The sequence below is a fragment of the Rummeliibacillus sp. NPDC094406 genome, assembly GCF_044763875.1.
Lineage (GTDB): Bacteria > Bacillota > Bacilli > Bacillales_A > Planococcaceae > Rummeliibacillus.
This window is the reverse complement of the sequence record NZ_JBIWGZ010000002.1, coordinates 387468-404573: the sequence shown is the minus strand read 5'-3', so window position 1 is coordinate 404573 and position 17106 is coordinate 387468. Positions and strand designations below refer to the sequence as shown.

Annotated in this window: 19 protein-coding genes; 14 read left to right on the top strand and 5 right to left on the bottom strand. The window is 34.5% G+C overall.

All coding sequences use genetic code 11. The features are described from left to right. Positions 1-44 precede the first annotated feature (44 nt). The 7 genes from cyoE to ACIQ4I_RS06790 all read left to right on the top strand — a co-directional run bounded on the left by cyoE (position 45) and on the right by ACIQ4I_RS06790 (position 6635). Complete coding sequence (gene cyoE / locus ACIQ4I_RS06820) at positions 45-962, top strand: heme o synthase (protein WP_403094337.1); 918 nt, start codon at positions 45-47, stop codon at positions 960-962. Positions 963-1056: 94 nt separating this feature from the next. After that, positions 1057-2142, top strand: a complete 1086-nt coding sequence (gene coxB, locus ACIQ4I_RS06815; protein WP_403094335.1) for a cytochrome c oxidase subunit II — start codon at positions 1057-1059, stop codon at positions 2140-2142. A 41-nt stretch (positions 2143-2183) separates the two neighbouring features. Beyond that, complete coding sequence (gene ctaD / locus ACIQ4I_RS06810) at positions 2184-4055, top strand: cytochrome c oxidase subunit I (protein ID WP_403094332.1); 1872 nt, start codon at positions 2184-2186, stop codon at positions 4053-4055. Next, on the top strand, positions 4055-4681 hold the full coding sequence (locus ACIQ4I_RS06805) for a cytochrome (ubi)quinol oxidase subunit III (protein WP_403094329.1): 627 nt from the start codon (positions 4055-4057) through the stop codon (positions 4679-4681). The genes ctaD and ACIQ4I_RS06805 overlap by 1 nt, the downstream gene beginning before the upstream one ends. Further along, positions 4681-5013, top strand: coding sequence for a cytochrome C oxidase subunit IV family protein (locus ACIQ4I_RS06800; protein ID WP_403094326.1), 333 nt, complete (start codon positions 4681-4683; stop codon positions 5011-5013). Before ACIQ4I_RS06805 ends, ACIQ4I_RS06800 begins: the two co-directional genes overlap by 1 nt. 209 nt (positions 5014-5222) lie before the next feature. Then, positions 5223-6143 carry a cytochrome c oxidase assembly factor CtaG gene (ctaG, locus tag ACIQ4I_RS06795; protein ID WP_403094323.1) on the top strand — a complete coding sequence of 307 codons (921 nt, stop codon included), beginning with the start codon at positions 5223-5225 and terminating at the stop codon, positions 6141-6143. 27 nt (positions 6144-6170) lie between these two features. Then, on the top strand, positions 6171-6635 hold the full coding sequence (locus ACIQ4I_RS06790) for a DUF420 domain-containing protein (protein WP_403094320.1): 465 nt from the start codon (positions 6171-6173) through the stop codon (positions 6633-6635). Positions 6636-6671: 36 nt separating this feature from the next. Here ACIQ4I_RS06790 and ytvI read toward each other — a convergent pair whose 3' ends face one another. Both ytvI and ACIQ4I_RS06780 read right to left on the bottom strand, forming a co-directional pair. Further along, positions 6672-7724 carry a sporulation integral membrane protein YtvI gene (gene ytvI, locus ACIQ4I_RS06785; RefSeq protein WP_403094317.1) on the bottom strand — a complete coding sequence of 351 codons (1053 nt, stop codon included), beginning with the start codon at positions 7722-7724 and terminating at the stop codon, positions 6672-6674. 269 nt (positions 7725-7993) lie between these two features. Next, on the bottom strand, positions 7994-8359 hold the full coding sequence (locus ACIQ4I_RS06780; RefSeq protein WP_403094314.1) for a YugN family protein: 366 nt from the start codon (positions 8357-8359) through the stop codon (positions 7994-7996). A gap of 142 nt (positions 8360-8501) precedes the next feature. Here ACIQ4I_RS06780 and ACIQ4I_RS06775 point away from each other — a divergent pair, with 142 nt between their 5' ends. After that, positions 8502-9560, top strand: coding sequence for a CAP domain-containing protein (locus ACIQ4I_RS06775; RefSeq protein WP_403094312.1), 1059 nt, complete (start codon positions 8502-8504; stop codon positions 9558-9560). Here the strand turns inward: ACIQ4I_RS06775 and ACIQ4I_RS06770 are convergent. Next, the gene (locus tag ACIQ4I_RS06770; RefSeq protein WP_403094309.1) at positions 9557-10333 is read right to left on the bottom strand and encodes an amino acid kinase family protein; all 777 of its coding nucleotides are present in this window, start codon (positions 10331-10333) and stop codon (positions 9557-9559) included. The two genes, ACIQ4I_RS06775 and ACIQ4I_RS06770, sit on opposite strands and share 4 nt — an antisense overlap. A 78-nt stretch (positions 10334-10411) precedes the next feature. On the opposite strand from ACIQ4I_RS06770, the gene ACIQ4I_RS06765 reads away from it, so the two are divergent. Then, positions 10412-11878 carry a UDP-N-acetylmuramoyl-L-alanyl-D-glutamate--2,6-diaminopimelate ligase gene (locus ACIQ4I_RS06765; RefSeq protein WP_403094306.1) on the top strand — a complete coding sequence of 489 codons (1467 nt, stop codon included), beginning with the start codon at positions 10412-10414 and terminating at the stop codon, positions 11876-11878. Between the two features lie 72 nt (positions 11879-11950). After that, entirely contained in the window at positions 11951-12400 is a 450-nt protein-coding gene (locus ACIQ4I_RS06760) for a YlbF/YmcA family competence regulator (RefSeq protein ID WP_397537409.1), read from the top strand. Positions 12401-12646: 246 nt separating this feature from the next. Here ACIQ4I_RS06760 and ACIQ4I_RS06755 read toward each other — a convergent pair whose 3' ends face one another. Next, complete coding sequence (locus ACIQ4I_RS06755; protein ID WP_403094303.1) at positions 12647-13546, bottom strand: glycerophosphodiester phosphodiesterase family protein; 900 nt, start codon at positions 13544-13546, stop codon at positions 12647-12649. 130 nt (positions 13547-13676) lie between these two features. On the opposite strand from ACIQ4I_RS06755, the gene ACIQ4I_RS06750 reads away from it, so the two are divergent. Next, positions 13677-13949 carry a YlbG family protein gene (locus ACIQ4I_RS06750; protein ID WP_397537411.1) on the top strand — a complete coding sequence of 91 codons (273 nt, stop codon included), beginning with the start codon at positions 13677-13679 and terminating at the stop codon, positions 13947-13949. Between the two features lie 83 nt (positions 13950-14032). Here ACIQ4I_RS06750 and ACIQ4I_RS06745 read toward each other — a convergent pair whose 3' ends face one another. After that, positions 14033-14422 carry a DUF7147 family protein gene (locus tag ACIQ4I_RS06745; protein WP_403094300.1) on the bottom strand — a complete coding sequence of 130 codons (390 nt, stop codon included), beginning with the start codon at positions 14420-14422 and terminating at the stop codon, positions 14033-14035. Between the two features lie 54 nt (positions 14423-14476). On the opposite strand from ACIQ4I_RS06745, the gene ACIQ4I_RS06740 reads away from it, so the two are divergent. Genes ACIQ4I_RS06740 through coaD form a run of 3 tightly spaced genes read left to right on the top strand, consistent with a single transcriptional unit; the run spans position 14477 to position 17005 of the window. Next, positions 14477-15901: a hypothetical protein gene (locus tag ACIQ4I_RS06740; protein ID WP_403094297.1), complete on the top strand. Its 1425-nt coding sequence runs from the start codon at positions 14477-14479 to the stop codon at positions 15899-15901. A gap of 38 nt (positions 15902-15939) precedes the next feature. Continuing rightward, positions 15940-16515: a 16S rRNA (guanine(966)-N(2))-methyltransferase RsmD gene (gene rsmD / locus ACIQ4I_RS06735; RefSeq protein ID WP_403095104.1), complete on the top strand. Its 576-nt coding sequence runs from the start codon at positions 15940-15942 to the stop codon at positions 16513-16515. Continuing rightward, on the top strand, positions 16508-17005 hold the full coding sequence (gene coaD / locus ACIQ4I_RS06730; RefSeq protein WP_403094295.1) for a pantetheine-phosphate adenylyltransferase: 498 nt from the start codon (positions 16508-16510) through the stop codon (positions 17003-17005). The genes rsmD and coaD overlap by 8 nt, the downstream gene beginning before the upstream one ends. Positions 17006-17106 lie beyond the last annotated feature (101 nt).

Below are 17106 nucleotides of genomic sequence, written 5' to 3'. Positions count from 1 at the left end.
TAGGATTAACAGGTATTGCTTATCAAATTGAAAGGAAGGGTATAATGTCTAATAGTCGGGTATTGGCTACCAGTAGAAATAGTGAGCCAGATACAAGTTCCTTTGTGAAAGATTTCCTAGCACTTATCAAAATTGGAATCGTTAATTCAAATTTAGTAACCGCTTTTACAGGGCTTTGGTTAGCATTTCAATTTACAGACAGACACTTCTTACAGGAATTAGATATAATGTTCTATGCGATAGTAGGATCAGCTTTCATTATTGCAGGTTCTGGTGCGATGAATAATTATATAGACCAAGATATAGATCCTGTGATGACGCGAACAAAGTCAAGACCAACAGTTACTGGTAGATTCACTCCTCGATTTGTAATGACAGCAGCACTCGTCCTTCTATTTATGGGTGAAATTTTGTTATTTATGGCATCATTTGCTGCCGGTGTGTGGGGTCTTGCGGGAATTATAAGCTATGTCGTCTTATATTCAATGTGGTCAAAAAGAAGATTTGTAAGTAACACAATTGTGGGAAGTATATCCGGTGCAATTCCTCCAGTTATCGGCTGGGCTGCTGTTGATCCTTCATTAGGTTCAGGTGCTTTTGCATTATTCTGTATTATGTTCGCTTGGCAACCACCGCATTTCTATGCACTTGCAATGAAGCGAACAGAAGAATATCGCGCTGCAAGAATACCGATGTTGCCTGTTGTTAAAGGCTTTAACAGAACGAAAAAGTCTATGCTAATTTGGATAGTACTGCTATTTCCACTACCGTTTTTATTAATGAAGCTAGGTTTAGGATTTATCATTCTTGCAACTACATTGAACTTAGGTTGGTTCATACTCGCAATATCAGGTTTTAAAGCCAAAGACGATTTGAAATGGGCAAACAAAATGTTCATCTATTCTTTGAACTATATGACTATTTTATTTGTTTCAATGATTATCTTTTCCGTCTTTAGCTAACGTTGGAATTCTTTCTTTATAAGAATTCATATAGAACAACCACAGTCCTGGTTACACATGAAATACAACAAAGAAAGAGGGGTTTAATTAAGCTATGATGAAAGGGCTTAAAAAGTGGCGTCTTTTTGCAATGTTAACTGCACTTATTGTTTTCCTTTCTGGTTGTGGTAAAGATTATTTATCAACTTTATCTCCAGCAGGTGAAGTAGCCAAAGATCAACATAATCTAATGCTTTTATCAACTGCAATTATGACGCTCGTTATCTTAGTAGTAGTAGTAATCTATGTACTTGCACTTATTAGATTCCGACGCAAAAAAGTTGGAGAAAATGTTATTCCTAAGCAAGTAGAAGGTAGTACTACTCTAGAAGTTATTTGGACTGCTATTCCAATTATATTACTTCTAATTTTAGCTGTGCCAACAGTTGCTCTTACTTATAAACTCGCTGATACAAAAGCGATGGATGCAAAAGATGCTGCTGGTCATGCAAAAGCTGTTACTGTCAACGTAACTGCAAAATTATATTGGTGGCAATTTGAGTATCCTAACGAAGGAATTGTTACTTCTCAAGAATTAGTAGTACCAACAGGTGAAAAAGTTTACTTCAACCTCACTTCAGGAGACGTAAAACACTCATTCTGGGTTCCTTCTATCGGGGGTAAAATGGATACAAATGTTGATAACGTCAACAAATTTTACTTAGAATTCGATAAACAATCAAAAGACCTTGAAACAGGTGTATTCTACGGTAAATGTGCTGAACTGTGTGGTCCTTCACATGCATTAATGGACTTTAAAGTAAAATCTTTAAGCAGAGCAGATTTCGACAATTGGGTCAAAGAAATGAAAGCTTCTGATAAGCAAGTAGCTACAGGCGATCTTGAAAAACAAGGTGAAGCATTATTTAAAACTAGCTGTATCACATGTCACGCTACTTCTGGTGTAGGAAAAGGAACTGGTATTGCACCTAACCTTGCTACATTTGGCGATCGTAACCGTGTTGCAGGTGTATTAGATCACAATACTGAGAACATAAAAAAATGGATTGATGATCCACAATCCGTTAAACCAGGTAATACTATGCCTCAACCTGAAAAAATTAATAAAGGTAAAAAATTCACAGATCAAGAGCTTGATGCTTTAGCTGCCTACTTAATGGGCTTATCTGTAGAAAAATAATGTGGAATTCTATTTGAAACATTTTGAAGGAGGTTAAGGTTGTGAGCTCAACTGCAAAGAAAAAGGGCTTTGGCGCAACTATTTGGGACTACCTAACTACAGTAGACCATAAAAAAATCGCCATTTTATACCTAATAGCCGGTACGCTTTTCTTCGTAATCGGTGGTATTGAAGCAATGCTCATTCGTATCCAACTTGCAAAACCTAATAATGATTTTGTAAGTGCGGGTCTCTTTAATGAAATTATGACAATGCATGGTACAACAATGATTTTCCTTGCTGCTATGCCATTGCTATTCGCATTTATGAACGCTGTTGTACCATTACAAATTGGTGCACGTGACGTTGCATTTCCATTCCTAAACTCTTTAGGTTTCTGGTTATTCGTATTCGGAGGTCTTTTCTTAAACCTTTCATGGTTCCTTGGTGGAGCCCCTGATGCTGGTTGGACTTCTTATGCATCATTATCTTTAGCATCTCCAGGGCATGGTATTGACTTTTATGCTGTTGGTTTGCAAATTTCTGGTGCAGGTACATTAATCTCAGGGATTAACTTCCTTGTAACAATTATTAATATGCGTGCTCCAGGTATGACATTTATGCGTATGCCATTATTCACTTGGACTACTTTCGTAGCAAGTGCTTTAATTCTATTCGCATTCCCTCCACTTACTATTGGAATATTCTTTATGATCTTTGATCGTATGTTTGGAGCAAATTTCTTTGACCATACTATGGGTGGTAACACAATCATCTGGGAACACTTATTCTGGATTTTCGGTCACCCTGAAGTATATATACTTATACTTCCTGCATTTGGTATTTTCTCTGAAATATTTGCAACATTCTCTCGTAAACGCCTATTTGGTTATTCATCAATGGTATTTGCGACAATCTTAATCGGTTTCCTTGGGTTCATGGTATGGGCTCACCATATGTTCACTGTAGGTCTTGGAGCAACTGCTAATGCAATCTTCGCTGTTGCAACAATGGCAATTGCAGTACCAACTGGTATGAAAATCTTTAACTGGTTATGTACTATGTGGGGCGGTTCAATTAAAGTGACAACGCCAATGCTATATGCACTTGGTTTTATTCCATCATTCGTAGCAGGTGGGGTTACAGGGGTAATGCAAGCAGCAGCTCCTCTTGACTATCAATTACATGATTCATACTTTATCGTAGCTCACTTCCACTACGTTATCGTTGGTGGTGTTGTATTAGCTTTATTAGCAGCAACACATTACTACTGGCCTATAATGTTTAACAGAATGTTAAATGAAACTTTAGGTAAAATTACTTTTGTATTCTTCTTTGTTGGTTTCCATTGTACATTCTTTTTACAACATTTCTTAGGTTTAATGGGTATGCCTCGTCGTGTATTCACTTACCTACCAAATCAAGGTTTGGATACATTTAACTATATTTCAACAATTGGCGCATTCCTAATGGCAATTGGTGTAATAATCTTAGTTCTTAACGTTATTATCACAACTATTAAAGCAGAACCATGTGGTCGTGATCCATGGCGTGATGGACGTACCCTTGAATGGGCAATTCCACAACCAGTACCATTCTATAACTTCAAACAAACTCCACTTGTCCGTGGATTAGATACTTACTGGATTGAAAAAATGGAAGGAAACAAAGAAGGTATGTCATATGCTGAACCTATTTCAGATATTCATATGCCAAATAATTCTTTCACTCCATTTGTAATGACACTTGGATTATTCATAGCAGGCTTCGGTGCACTTTATCATCCAGATGCTGATAAACCATGGTCTTTAGCATTATTAATCATTGGTTTAGCAATAACTGTTCTTTCAATGGCATATCGTTCACTTAAAGATGACTTAGGTTACCATATTCATAAAGAAGAATTATTGAATGAAAAAGGGGGTAATAATTAATGGATTTGAAAACTAAATTTACCCCACAATCTTGGCCAGAACATCCAGAACAATCAACTGTTGAAGGGAAAAATAAATTCCTGGGTTTTTGGATCTACATTGGTAGTGATGCAGTTCTATTTGCAACCTTATTCGCAACATTCTTAGCTCTTAAAGACAAAGGGCCAAGTGGCATGGAGTTTACTTCTCAAACCCTATTTGAATTACCATTAGCATTCATTATGACAATGTTACTGCTAACTTCTTCTTTAACAAGTGTGTATGCAATGTATCATATGAAAAACTATAATTTCAAAGCAATGCAAGCTTGGTTAGCTATTACAGTTGTTTTAGGTCTTGGATTCTTAGGTTTTGAAATCTATGAATTTAATCACTATGTACACTTAGGATTTACATTTACTCAAAGCGCTTTCGGGTCTGCATTCTATACATTAGTAGGTACTCACGGATTGCATGTTGTTATCGGTTTAGGATGGTTTATCTTATTAATGATCCGTAATTCAAAACGTGGATTAAACCTTTATAATGCACCTAAGTATTTCATTGCATCACTATATTGGCACTTTATTGATGTTGTTTGGGTATTCATCTTCACTGTAGTTTACTTGATGGGAGTGATGAAATAATGGCACATGACGTACACGTAGAAGCTAGAAGCGAGGCAGCTTACAAGCAATATCGCCGTAAAGCTGGTCAAGCGATGCGTAATCAAGTAACTGTTTTTGCGATAATGATATTCTTGACTTTTATTGCATTTGCTGCAGTTCAAGCTGGATTTTCAGTATATCTAGTAATACCTATTATTTTATTATTCGCTGGTGTTCAAGTCGGACTTCAATTGTATTACTTTATGCACTTAAGCGAAAAAGGTACAGGGATTATTCAATTCTTTATTTATTCAGCTGTACTTATTGTCTTCCCAATGATTCTTACTTTTATAACAATCATTTGGATCTAGTAGCTACACTTAAAGACTGAGTCTATAATTAAATAGACTCGGTCTTTTTTTGAATTTGAGAGGAATAAAGAATGAAAATGCAGATTATTTGATTAATAATATGTAATAGATATATTGAATTTCCAGAAGAAATTGTCAATATTCGTTCATTGCTGTTTTAATGTAAGCACTTTATAATGAAGGTATTGAATGTAAAGGAGCGAACTTCGATGCCTTTGAGTATTTTTGGATTTCGAGCTATGTGGAGCCCGACATTAATTGGTGTATTGGTGTTCTTTACTGTGCTATATTTCTTAGTGACCACAAAATGGAGAAAAGACTTTAAATATAGTAAGCCTTTAAAAAAAGGAGAAGCTGTATCATTTGTATTTGCAATGGTAATGTTATATGTCATTATCGGATCTCCAATTGATTTAATGGCACATATTATTTTTACAATGCATATGGTTCAAATGGCTTTCTTACTATTGTTTATTCCTATTTTCTTTATCATTGGTATTCCAAACTGGTTATGGAAAAGTACAATTAACTTACCTTATATAAAACCAGTATTTCATTTTTTGACAAAACCGATGATTGCAATTTTCACTTTTGTTTTTTTATTCTCGTTTTACCACTTACCTGCGGTGTTTGATTATATTAAATTAGATGAAACATTGCATGGTATTTATACGTTAATACTATTTATGTCAGCATTGTTTATGTATTGGCCATTACTGAATACTGTTGATGGTGAACCTCGCATGAAAGATTTGAATAAATTTTTCTATATAATAGGGAATGCAATTTTAATTACACCAGCATGTGCTTTAATCATTTTCTCAACTACCGCGTTCTATGCAACTTATACAGATGGAGAAACATGGATGAAAGCAATGGCGCTTTGTGTACCAAGTTCAACTTTACAAGGACTATCATTATCTGGCCCTGAATTATTTACAAGTATGTCACCGGTTGAAGACCAACAACTTGGTGGTGTAATCATGAAGATTATCCAAGAAATTATTTTCGCATGTATTCTTGGACGAGTTTTTATTGTATGGTATAGAAACGATCAAAAAAATGCAGATCAAATGACAGAAGAGGCATTAAAAGAAAGACAACGTTTGTATGCAAATCAATACCATTAATTAAATTAGATTGTTAGGAGTAAAAAAATGAGTTTACCTATATTACCAACGATTAGTACTTCTTTCATCGTTCTTAGTGCAATACTAATTGCGATCGGTTGGGTGCTTATTAAACAAAAGAAAATTGAAGCACATAAAAAAACAATGATTGCTGCTGCAATTTCAGCATTATTATTCTTTATTATTTATATTTCAAGAACGGTATTTCTCGGTAATACTGCTTTTGGTGGTCCTGAACATTTGAGAATATATTATACAATCTTCTTAGTGTTCCATATTACTTTAGCAACTACAGGTGCGGTATTTGGTATTATTACGTTAATCGCAGGATTTTCAAACAAACTAGAACGTCACCGTAAAATTGCACCAATCACAAGTGTTATTTGGTTCTTTGTTGCGATTACCGGCGTTATTGTTTACTTATTACTTTATGTTTTCTATAGTGGTGGTCCTACAACCTCTGTTATTAAAGCGATATTAAATAATCAATAAACGTAATAAAAGACTAATTTCTTGTACGAAAAGAAATTAGTCTTTTTTATTGGCGAGTCTCCAACTTTTTCTAAATTGTTCGATCACAACGATTAAAATGGCTACAAATGGACCTATAAGAAAACCAACAAATCCAAACATTTCAAATCCAACATACATACAAATTAGGGTGGTTAGAGGTGGAAGGCCAAGGTGACTACTAGTTACTTTTGTTTCAAGTATTTGACGTAGTACTAGGACAACAATTGCTAAAATAAATAGAACAGTTCCCTCAAAGGTCTGTCCATTAATCCAACAAATAATAGACCACGGAACTAAAACCATCATTCCACCTAATACTGGCAGCAAATCGACAAACCAAACAAGGACTGTCATAGGAATTGCATAACGAGGTGTAATCCATAATAAAGTACATAATGTAACGCAAAAAATCACAACACTCACTATCAATTGTGCTTTTAAAAAATCAAGTGTACCTTTTTTTAGGTGTTGAATAAAAACTTTCGCTGAAGAATTTCCTTCAAGATGTAACCACTTACTAAAGGATTTGAGAATGTTCGGTATCTCTAACATTGAGTAATATAGTGCTAAGAAATAAATGAATAGCTTAAATACTATTGAAGGAACTCTTTGAACTAAATTGAGTAGTCGATCTGCCTGAATATATGTAGTTACATTTTTTTGTAAACTACTCAACATTTGCTCAATCCATTGTTGTATGGAGAGTATGATAGGGCGTGGTAAATCATGCATGATGTTTGTTAGCTTGAATTGAAAATAGATCCATCTTTCATTGATTGTGTCTAAAAATTGTGGAATCCATTGAGAAAATCCAACAAATTTTAAAATGATTAAAGTATATAATAAGTAACAACATACTAGCACAATAATGCTGAAAATCGAGAAAAAAACAAAAACTATAAAGCGACGAGATCTATTCCACTGGATTTCGTATTTAATAATTAGTGGGTTAAAACAAAGTGCTGTCAAAAATGCTAATAGAATTGGCTGTGCATAGAATATTGAAAATAGAAAACTTAAACCAAAAATGAACCATGGAAAGAATTTTGTGAATATGTGCTGTATCATCCTGATCACCCATATATATTTGACAGTGATAGTATGAGGAGTTTTTTGAAAATCATGCTAAAAGAAAGAGCTTTTTCAATTGTTTTTCGCTTTAGTAAAAACATATGCCTCTAACACTTAAATAAGTGTTGTAAAATTTGATTGAGGATATTTGAAAAAATACTTGGATAAAACATCAACAGTATCCATTACCATAGTCTAAAAATAAAAAATCCGTACAAAATGTAATAAATTGAACATTTTGTACGGCTTCTGAATGAATAATTGCATTATGATTGAATTTTAAATTGATCTAGTTCTTTTGAAAGTGAGGCTAAGACATCTTGACATGTTTTTACTAAATTAGCAGGGAAGATTTCATCTTCACCATATTCAATGCCATGTGGGAAATAGTGTTTTCCAAGAACCGGCTTTAATAAAGTGATGTTGGAATCATTTGAACCGTTGTCACCATCATTTGTGTAACCAAATATTCGTAGATAGTAAGTACCATCTTGAACAACAAATTTTCGATCCCAAGTAATACGTTCGTAATCCCAACCAGTAGCTCGGATTAAACCATGTTGACTCATTAGGTCATCAAATAATGTAATATGTGCAATTTTGTTCTCAAGTCCAGTATTTTCAAAATACATTCTAATATCCTCCTTCGACACTTTTGTACAATATACGTTCAATTTTATAATAGAGCAAAATGACACTGGTTGCAATGACAACATTGTGAATCCATCTATGTAATTGGTATAATGAATTTACTAAAAAATTGGAGAGATCAAATTGAAAGTTTTTTTTAGAGTATTAATTATTTTGGCGGCACTGTTAGTCGTTTATTTCTATATAAATCAGCCGGTTAAAGAAAATGAGCCATTAGCGCCTAATTCAAATGGCAAGGTGATTCCTCAAAAACAAGCACCAGACATGAATAATTCTACAGTTGAAAGACCAACTAAAGGGCTATCAACATTAGTTGGTCTTTCAACTAAAAAGCTAAAAGAAAAATTAGGAGCTCCAGATCGAAAGAGCCCTTCTGCATATGATTTCGATTGGTGGGTATATCAAAAGTCACAAAGTAACTATATTCTTGTAGGTGTTGAAGATCATAAAGTAAAACAAGTTTATACTACCGGTGCTGATTCTAATGCAACTCCTTTTAAAATCGGTCAAGGAATAGATGAATTGTATCGCAATACAATTACAGATACGGAAGTAAACGTAAAAATTAAAGATAATGTTTATACATTTATCTTAAATGAAGAGGATTTGCAGTCTCGCATTTTAGTCATGTATGATGGAGTGTATGCACAGTTATATTTTGATGCAATAGATAAAACGTTAGAAGCAGTTCGATATATTGATGGAGAAACGCTTGTTAAACAACACCCATATGACATGACTTATGTGGGGGATTTGATTACACCAACTGTTCCATCTTCATATAAGCAAGAAGAAATAGACCAAGAAAATCAAAAACAATTATTTGAATTAACGAATGTGTATAGACTCCAAAAAGGATTGCCAGCACTATTGTCTGAGGAAGATTTAAATAAGTTGGCAATGGCGCATAGTGAAAAACTTGCGGTCAATAAAATCTCTCAAGAAGAACAAGAAAGTAATGCATTTAAAGATAGATTAAAAAATGCGGAGATACAATTTGATTCTGCTGGAGAAAATATTACAGAGGATTATTTGGATGCGCCAGAAGCAATTAATGGACTTTTAAATTCAGAAAAACATCGTGACACCTTATTGAATAAGGATTTTAATCAAATAGGTACAGGTGCTTTTGGTAAACACTTTACACAAGTGTTCATCCAACGAGATCAGCAAAATGATTAATCTTCATCGGGATATACAACTGTTCCAGATTCTAAAGAAAAGACATTTCTAATATGCAGCGTGAGATGGTGCTGTTGTGCCATTTCCGCTGCCTTTTTTTGAATTAAAGGATGAACACTATTTAATAATGTCAAAAACTCTGAATAGGGAAGCTCTCTAATAAGTTCTGCATCATCTTCCAGATGGGGATCACCTGTCATGACACCAGGTACATCCTTATAATACTCAATTAATACATTTGGTAAAGTTGCACCTAAAACGGCAGCCGTTAAATCGCTACCACCTCTACCAAGAGTGGCAATCTCACCTTCATCCGTAATTCCTTGAAAGCCAGGAACAACAATACAATCATAGTTATTTAGGGCGGATAAGAGAGTTTCTTCGCTAATATCAATAATTTCAGCATCTCCAAAATTATTGGTCGTTGTTATTCCAAGTTGAGCACCATAGAGTAACAGGTTATCTATTCCAGACTGCTTTAGTTCTGATGATAGAACAGCAGCGGCAATAAGCTCCCCACATGCGGCAACTAAATCTTTCGCTTTTGTTGAAGTACTTAATGCATCTGTAATATTCAATAAAGTATCAGTAGCATAAGCATCACCAAATCTGCCCATTGCAGACACAACGACAATTGTTTTACCGTGTTCTTTTATAGCTCTTTTAATATGGAGAAGGCAATGCTTACGTGAAGCTTTTGATTGCATAGCAATTCCGCCAAATTTTTGAATAATCATTTTGTGACTCCTATCTCCTCGTGACATATTCTGCATGATTTTCATACCATATAAGTGGTGAAGGGGTTATAGTAATGTATTCATATGTTAATAAAACGTGCAGGAGGAACATAGTTGATCTTGGCAGAATTGTTAAAAGAATGGCCATGTGAATTGGAATGTGGTTCAATACGTACTGAAATTAAAGGTATTACTGATAGAGCAAGTGACGTGAAACCTGGTGACATATTTGTTGCAAGAAAAGGGAAAAAATTTGATGGCTGGGATTATAAAGAACTCGCAATTCAAAATGGAGCTGTAGCTATCGTACATAATCGATACGAAGCGAAAGTCAATCTACAAATTCCAGTTATTTGGGTCCCTAATTGCTCAACTTTTTTATCGTATGCAAGTAAAAAACTTTACGGTGCTTATGATGAACAACTTACAATCATTGCAGTAACGGGAACGAATGGAAAAACTACCGTAACTCATTTTATCGGTCAATTATTGCAGTCTTTGAATGTCAAGGTAGCGGTCCTTGGAACTGTTGGGTTATTTATAAATGGTAAGAAACAAACAGTTAAATTGGAACCATTAACAACGCCATTAGCAACAGAGTTGTATAGAATTTTCGCTTATTGTGTAAGTCAAGACGTAACACATCTTGTCATGGAGGCTTCATCGCTTGCATTATCAGAACATCGTCTTGATGATTGTAATATTGATATAGGCGTGTATTTGAATGTAAGCCGAGACCACTATGAAGAACATGGTGGAGAAAAATATTACCTAGCAGCTAAAAAAAGATTATGTCTATTTTCTGAGCAAATTATAGTTAACATTGATGACCCATTCTGTAAACAACTAAGAATGGAACATCCAATTGTTAAAAGTTTCGGTAAGAGTTTATTGGCAGATTGTAGTATTATCCATGAACAGATTATGGAAGAAGGAATGCAATTGCTCATTCAGGATCATGATATACCAGTTGATATAATGATTCCTTTTCAAGGTGAGTATTTACAATATAATGTACTTGCAGCAATTACAACAATAACAGAATTAGGATTTTCCTTAGAGGAAGTTGCCAAACATACAGGTAAATTAACATTACCAGCAGGAAGAATGCAAGAAGTTTCAAATACACTAGGATTCCGAATTATTATAGACTACGCACATACCCCTACTGCATTAGAAGCCCTATTAAGTGCACTTCGTTTGCAAACGATAAAGCGATTAGTGGTTGTCTTTGGTTGTGGAGGCGATCGAGATCAAGGGAAAAGGGTTGAAATGGGAGAAATAGCTGATGAGTATGCAGATTATATTTGGCTTACAGATGATAATCCAAGAGGCGAATCATCCAGTGATATCTTGAATTCTATTGTAAAAGGAATTCACATGAAGCCATATCGAATGCAACCTAATCGGAAAAAGGCCATTCAGAATGCCATTAATAGCTGCAAAAAAGGTGATATATTAATCATTGCGGGAAAAGGTCATGAAGAAGGTCAAATTGTAGCGGGGGAAATTTTACCTTTTTCTGATGAAAAAGTTGTGAAAGAAATTCTTGCTATGTTAGAAAAAAATAAAAATAGCTAATAGTTATAATCCTCTAATCATACAAGTCAATGTTAAATCTGTTATGATAGGAGTAGATTGGGGGAAATAAAGATGATAATGACTTCTGATTGGGCGTTAATTCTTGAAGAAGTAGAAGTACTGAACACTATGATCCGTTCCTCCGAACAATTTGCGAGCCTTCAAAGGGCGCATGAGGCGGTTTATTCAGATGCCGGACTTGTTCGTGAAATTAATGATTTTCAGCGGATGAAAGAGCAGTACGAGGACGTACAACGATTTGGAAAATACCATCCAGATTATCAAACAATTATGAAATCAATTCGTGTGAAAAAACGTGAACTTGATGTTAATGATAAAGTTTCTGCACTTAGAATTGCAGAAAATGAATACCAGAATTTATTGGATGAAATTAGTTTACTAATTGGAAAAACAGTCTCTGAAGCTGTTAAAGTACCTGTAAGTAATCCATTCTTCCAATCTGGTTCCTCTTGTAGTAGCGGAGGGTGTGGTTCAGGTGGTAGCTGTTCTTGTTCTGCGTAAGAAAATAAATGAATTTAATAATTATTAAATCTATCCAGCTTCACGTACCAGCCCAGCGAGAGTCCATTGGTTTTATATCCGATATTTGCTGCGCCTCTATCGCGTTGCTTGCTTCGTCGCAGACAACATTTGTCACAGTTAGCAGTGTATTTAGCTTTAATTAGGGTGCGTTTAGCTTATTAAAATAAAAAGAGGTTTCTACTTTTAGTAGAAACCTCTTTTTGGATGAATACATTTAATGTCTTTTTATAGATTGACAACTTTGACTGCTAAATCAGGGCGATCTGTGACAATTCCTCTTGCCCCAATATTGACTAATTTTCTCATTGATAATGCATCATTGACGGTCCAATAATGAACTGGAATATTTAAGTCGTTTAAAAATTGTATGAAGCTTTGATTATCTAATGCAAAAACGCCATGTTTTTCTGGAATCTGGAACACATCAACTTTAGGATGATATAAATGTCCAAATTGACTTGTGAAAGAAGTATAAGCTTTTCTTACTTCAGCCTGCCCTGCGCCTAATGCTACTTTGCTTTGAGCATAGAGGTTAAAACGGTCGATTTGTTCATCGTAAAAACTAGTAACTACTACACGATTTGCTGCATCAAGTTCTTCGATTAAACGCCATAGCTTAGAAGGCATAAGGCCACCTTCATATGTATCAGGCGCATCTTTCATATCAATATTTACGAACTTATCCGGGAACTCAGTCAATAATTCACGTAGAGTAACAATCGATTCAAATTCATCACGGAAAGAGAGATAACCATCTAAATCAACAAAATTATATCCAAAATTATACTTACGTAATTCATCTAATGTTAGGTCAGCCACGCGTCCAGTACCATCACAAGTACGATCGACATAATCATCGTGAAATACGACGATTTCTTCATCTTTCGTAAGACGAATATCAATCTCAAATCCATCTACACCAAGATTGTCGGCTTTACGAAATGCTGCCATTGTATGCTCTGGTGCTAAATGTGATCCGCCACGATGTGCTAAAACTACTGGATGCTCATAAGTTAATGCATCTTTACTTTCCCGTTTTTGTGGTTTAGAAAGAGCTTTAGACCCTGCCCAAGCCGCTGCACTTGCCGCAGCAATTGCGATTGCTACTTTCGTTTTCTTTCCCATATTAGTCCTCCTCAAAATGCAGACTTATTTTTCTATTATAACGGATTTACCTCTATCCTGTCAGCTAAACTTGGTTGCGTGAAAATTCAAAGCTATGGTATTCTTGATGGTAAGAAAAGAGGGAATCCAAATGAGAGATCGACAAGGCTTAATCGTATATGTACATCACCTAAAACAGGCTAAATCAATGCGTAGATATGGGCATGTACATTATATTTCAAGAAGACTAAAATATGTCGTTTTATATTGCAATCAAGAAGAAATTGAAAGTACTATAGCTAAATTGACCCGTCTCCCTTATGTGAGAGAAGTCTTACCGTCTTATCGTCCATTTGTCTCTACGAAGTTTGAAAATGCCAAACCAGATAAAGCAAAAGAGTATGATTACAAAACGGGTCTATAAAGGATTAACAATCTCTGTCGATATAGAACAATGATAGTAAAATCTATCTAGTGGCAATGTAGTTTCGCTACTAAAATAAGCAATTAGTGCAATGATGGGATGTAGTGATAAAGGCGTAGTATACCAATCAAGTATTGATAATATAGCTCTTTTTCAGCATAAATAGAGGAATGCTTTACATCTAAAGTAATCAGTAATTGATCCACTTCTTTTACAGTCTCCTCGAAAATTTCTAAACGTTTTGAAGGCTTTTCAGTCGAATAAGGAATTCCTTCTCGGCAAATATAGATCGGTGTAAATTTACTGTCACCAACAGGTTCAAATACAGAAGCGATTGATGCTACTTTTTTATCACCATCGGTTGCAGTAAATATAAATGTACGACTAATACGATGCTTATTTGTTTTCATTAGTTCACAAAGCTCGTAAATGTCCCCGTAGCCTTCTCCCAGTTCTATGAATTGTTGAATCATATATTATACACGTCCTTTCTTAACACATAGTATCATGATTTGGAGGATTAGCACATGAAATTTGCAGCCAGTTTATTTTCCATACTGTTATTTATAAATGGTATTATGTTGACTTTTCAGTACCATGTCTATTCTGATCAATTGAATGAAGAAGACAAGGCCTTTCACTATAATCAAGATATCGACGTTGTTTATCGGAAAGGAAAACTAATTATTAATCATCACCTAAGTTCACTCCCAAATGAAAACATGAAGTTTAAATGGCCAGCAAAAAGTATAAAGAAAGCTTGTTCTTCAAAGGATAAAAACAACTGTAGTAGGTTAAACAAAACGCTAACCGGATTACGAAAAGGAAAAACAGAAGAACAAACTGTAGCTTATGTAATCCCTGTATCTAAAAAGGGGCTAAAATCAGGGCAGGTTCTGCAGGATGTTTTTTTAACTTTACAAAAAGGGACACCTGTACATACAACTGTACATATTACTGATGAAACTCGTTCAGGTGGACAATGGATTACCGGATTACCCGAAGTGAATAGTAAATCATTGAAGCTTGTCCAATATACAATGTTTAGTGGAAATGGTCCTGTAACATCTCTATATTGGCAAAAAAGTAAAATGAAAAAAGTGTTTACGAATGATCAACTAACGCTTTACGGTATGAATGACATCACAGGTGATTTAGCGAAATCTCTAAAGGGTTTAAACTTAGAGAATTTTGAACATGTAGCAGTTATTGAAACAAATAAAAAGAGAAAATCTGCAGGGCGTATTTTATTTACATCTGAACTGAACGAAAAAACATTAGAACAAAAAGTAATCTTATCTCAAATTCATCAAAAATATAAATTTGATACTTCTCCATCATGGGCACCAGCAATTGTAGCATCATTTTTATCAGATCGCACAATGGGGTCTGATAAGGCAAAGAAAATGATTGCTGTGTTGAAAAATTATATGAATCAGGATCAATTGGCAATATGGAAAAAAGGTTTAGAAAAAATGGAAGGTAAAGAAGTAACAACAACTTCCCTTGATCATTTGTTATCTGAATCTCTACAATTAAAAACATCATTCTTTGATATGAATGCTAATAATGGGGAGAAAATAGCACCATTATTATTTGAAGATAAACGTCCAGTTTATATAAATGAATTGCAACAAAAAAATATGCAAGTTATATTTAAAGATGGACGTATTCTATATTCAGTAAAGCCAATATTAAAGAACCTTGGATATACTTCAAAAGTAGGAACCAATGGATTCTATGTAAAGAGCGATTCACGCTCATTTAGATTCCCTATGGATGAACCATTCTACGTATATAATAATCATCGTTATGATTTTATATCGCAACCGATAGAAAAATATGGTAATGATTATTACGTAGAAGAAGCTTGGCTAGTCCGATTATTCCTCGTAAATGTCGAAAAATCAGATAAACGCATTGATATTATTACTAGCAAGGATGGGCAATAAGATACGCCATATTTATAGGCACAAAGGTTTGGTGAATGATGAGAGTAATTTCAGGTGAACGTAAAGGAATGCCATTAAAAGCAGTTAATGGTATGACGACACGACCAACAACAGATAAAGTAAAGGAATCCTTATTCAATATTTTAGGCCCATATTTCGATGGAGGAATCGTACTTGATTTATTTGCAGGTAGTGGTGGCTTAGGTATCGAAGCATTAAGTAGAGGAATGAACAAGGCCGTTTTCATAGAAAAAGATGGACGTGCTTTCCAAAATTTAAAAGCCAATATTGAAAAGTGCCGCTATGAAGAGTGCACAGAGATGTATCGTAATGATGCAACACGCGCGTTAAAAATTTTGATAAAAAAAGAATTTTGTGCAGATTTGATTTTTTTAGATCCACCATATAAAAAGAGTCAATATTATAAAATGGTAGAAGACATCGTATCGAACGGTGTGATATCAGATGGTGGGACAATTGTCTGTGAACATGATACGGAAACGAATTTACCAGATGAGTTTTTAAATTTTCATAAAGTCCGAGAAGAAAAATATGGTGGTACGATTATTTCATTCTATCGTCTAGCAGAGGGAGAAGGAGATTACGTTGGATAAAATCGCTGTAGTACCTGGAAGTTTTGACCCGATCACTAATGGTCATTTGGATATTATTAAACGTGCTGCAGATATTTTTGATATTGTATATGTAGCTGTTATGAATAATTCAAGCAAAAATCCGTTATTTAATGTCGATGAACGGATGGATTTAATTGCAAGAGTTACAGAGAATATGCCAAATGTTAAAATTGACTCTTCATCGGGGTTACTAATTAACTATGCGAAGTCTAAAAATGCGAATGCAATCGTACGTGGTTTACGTGCAGTATCTGACTTTGAATATGAAATGCAAATTACTTCGATGAACCGTTTTTTAGATAAACAAATTGAAACCTTTTTTATCATGACTCAAAACAAATATTCTTTTTTAAGTTCTAGTATAGTGAAGGAAGTTTCACAGTATGGTGGAGATATTCATGACTTAGTTCCTGCTATTGTCGAAGAAGCATTGATAGAAAAATTCAAACAAAAATCTATTGGAAAATAATGAAAGGTTACCACGTATTAATGCGTGGTAACTTTTTTATATAAATAGTCAATTTCATAATTCGATGTTTTGATATAAAACACGAACATTAAATAAGGGAA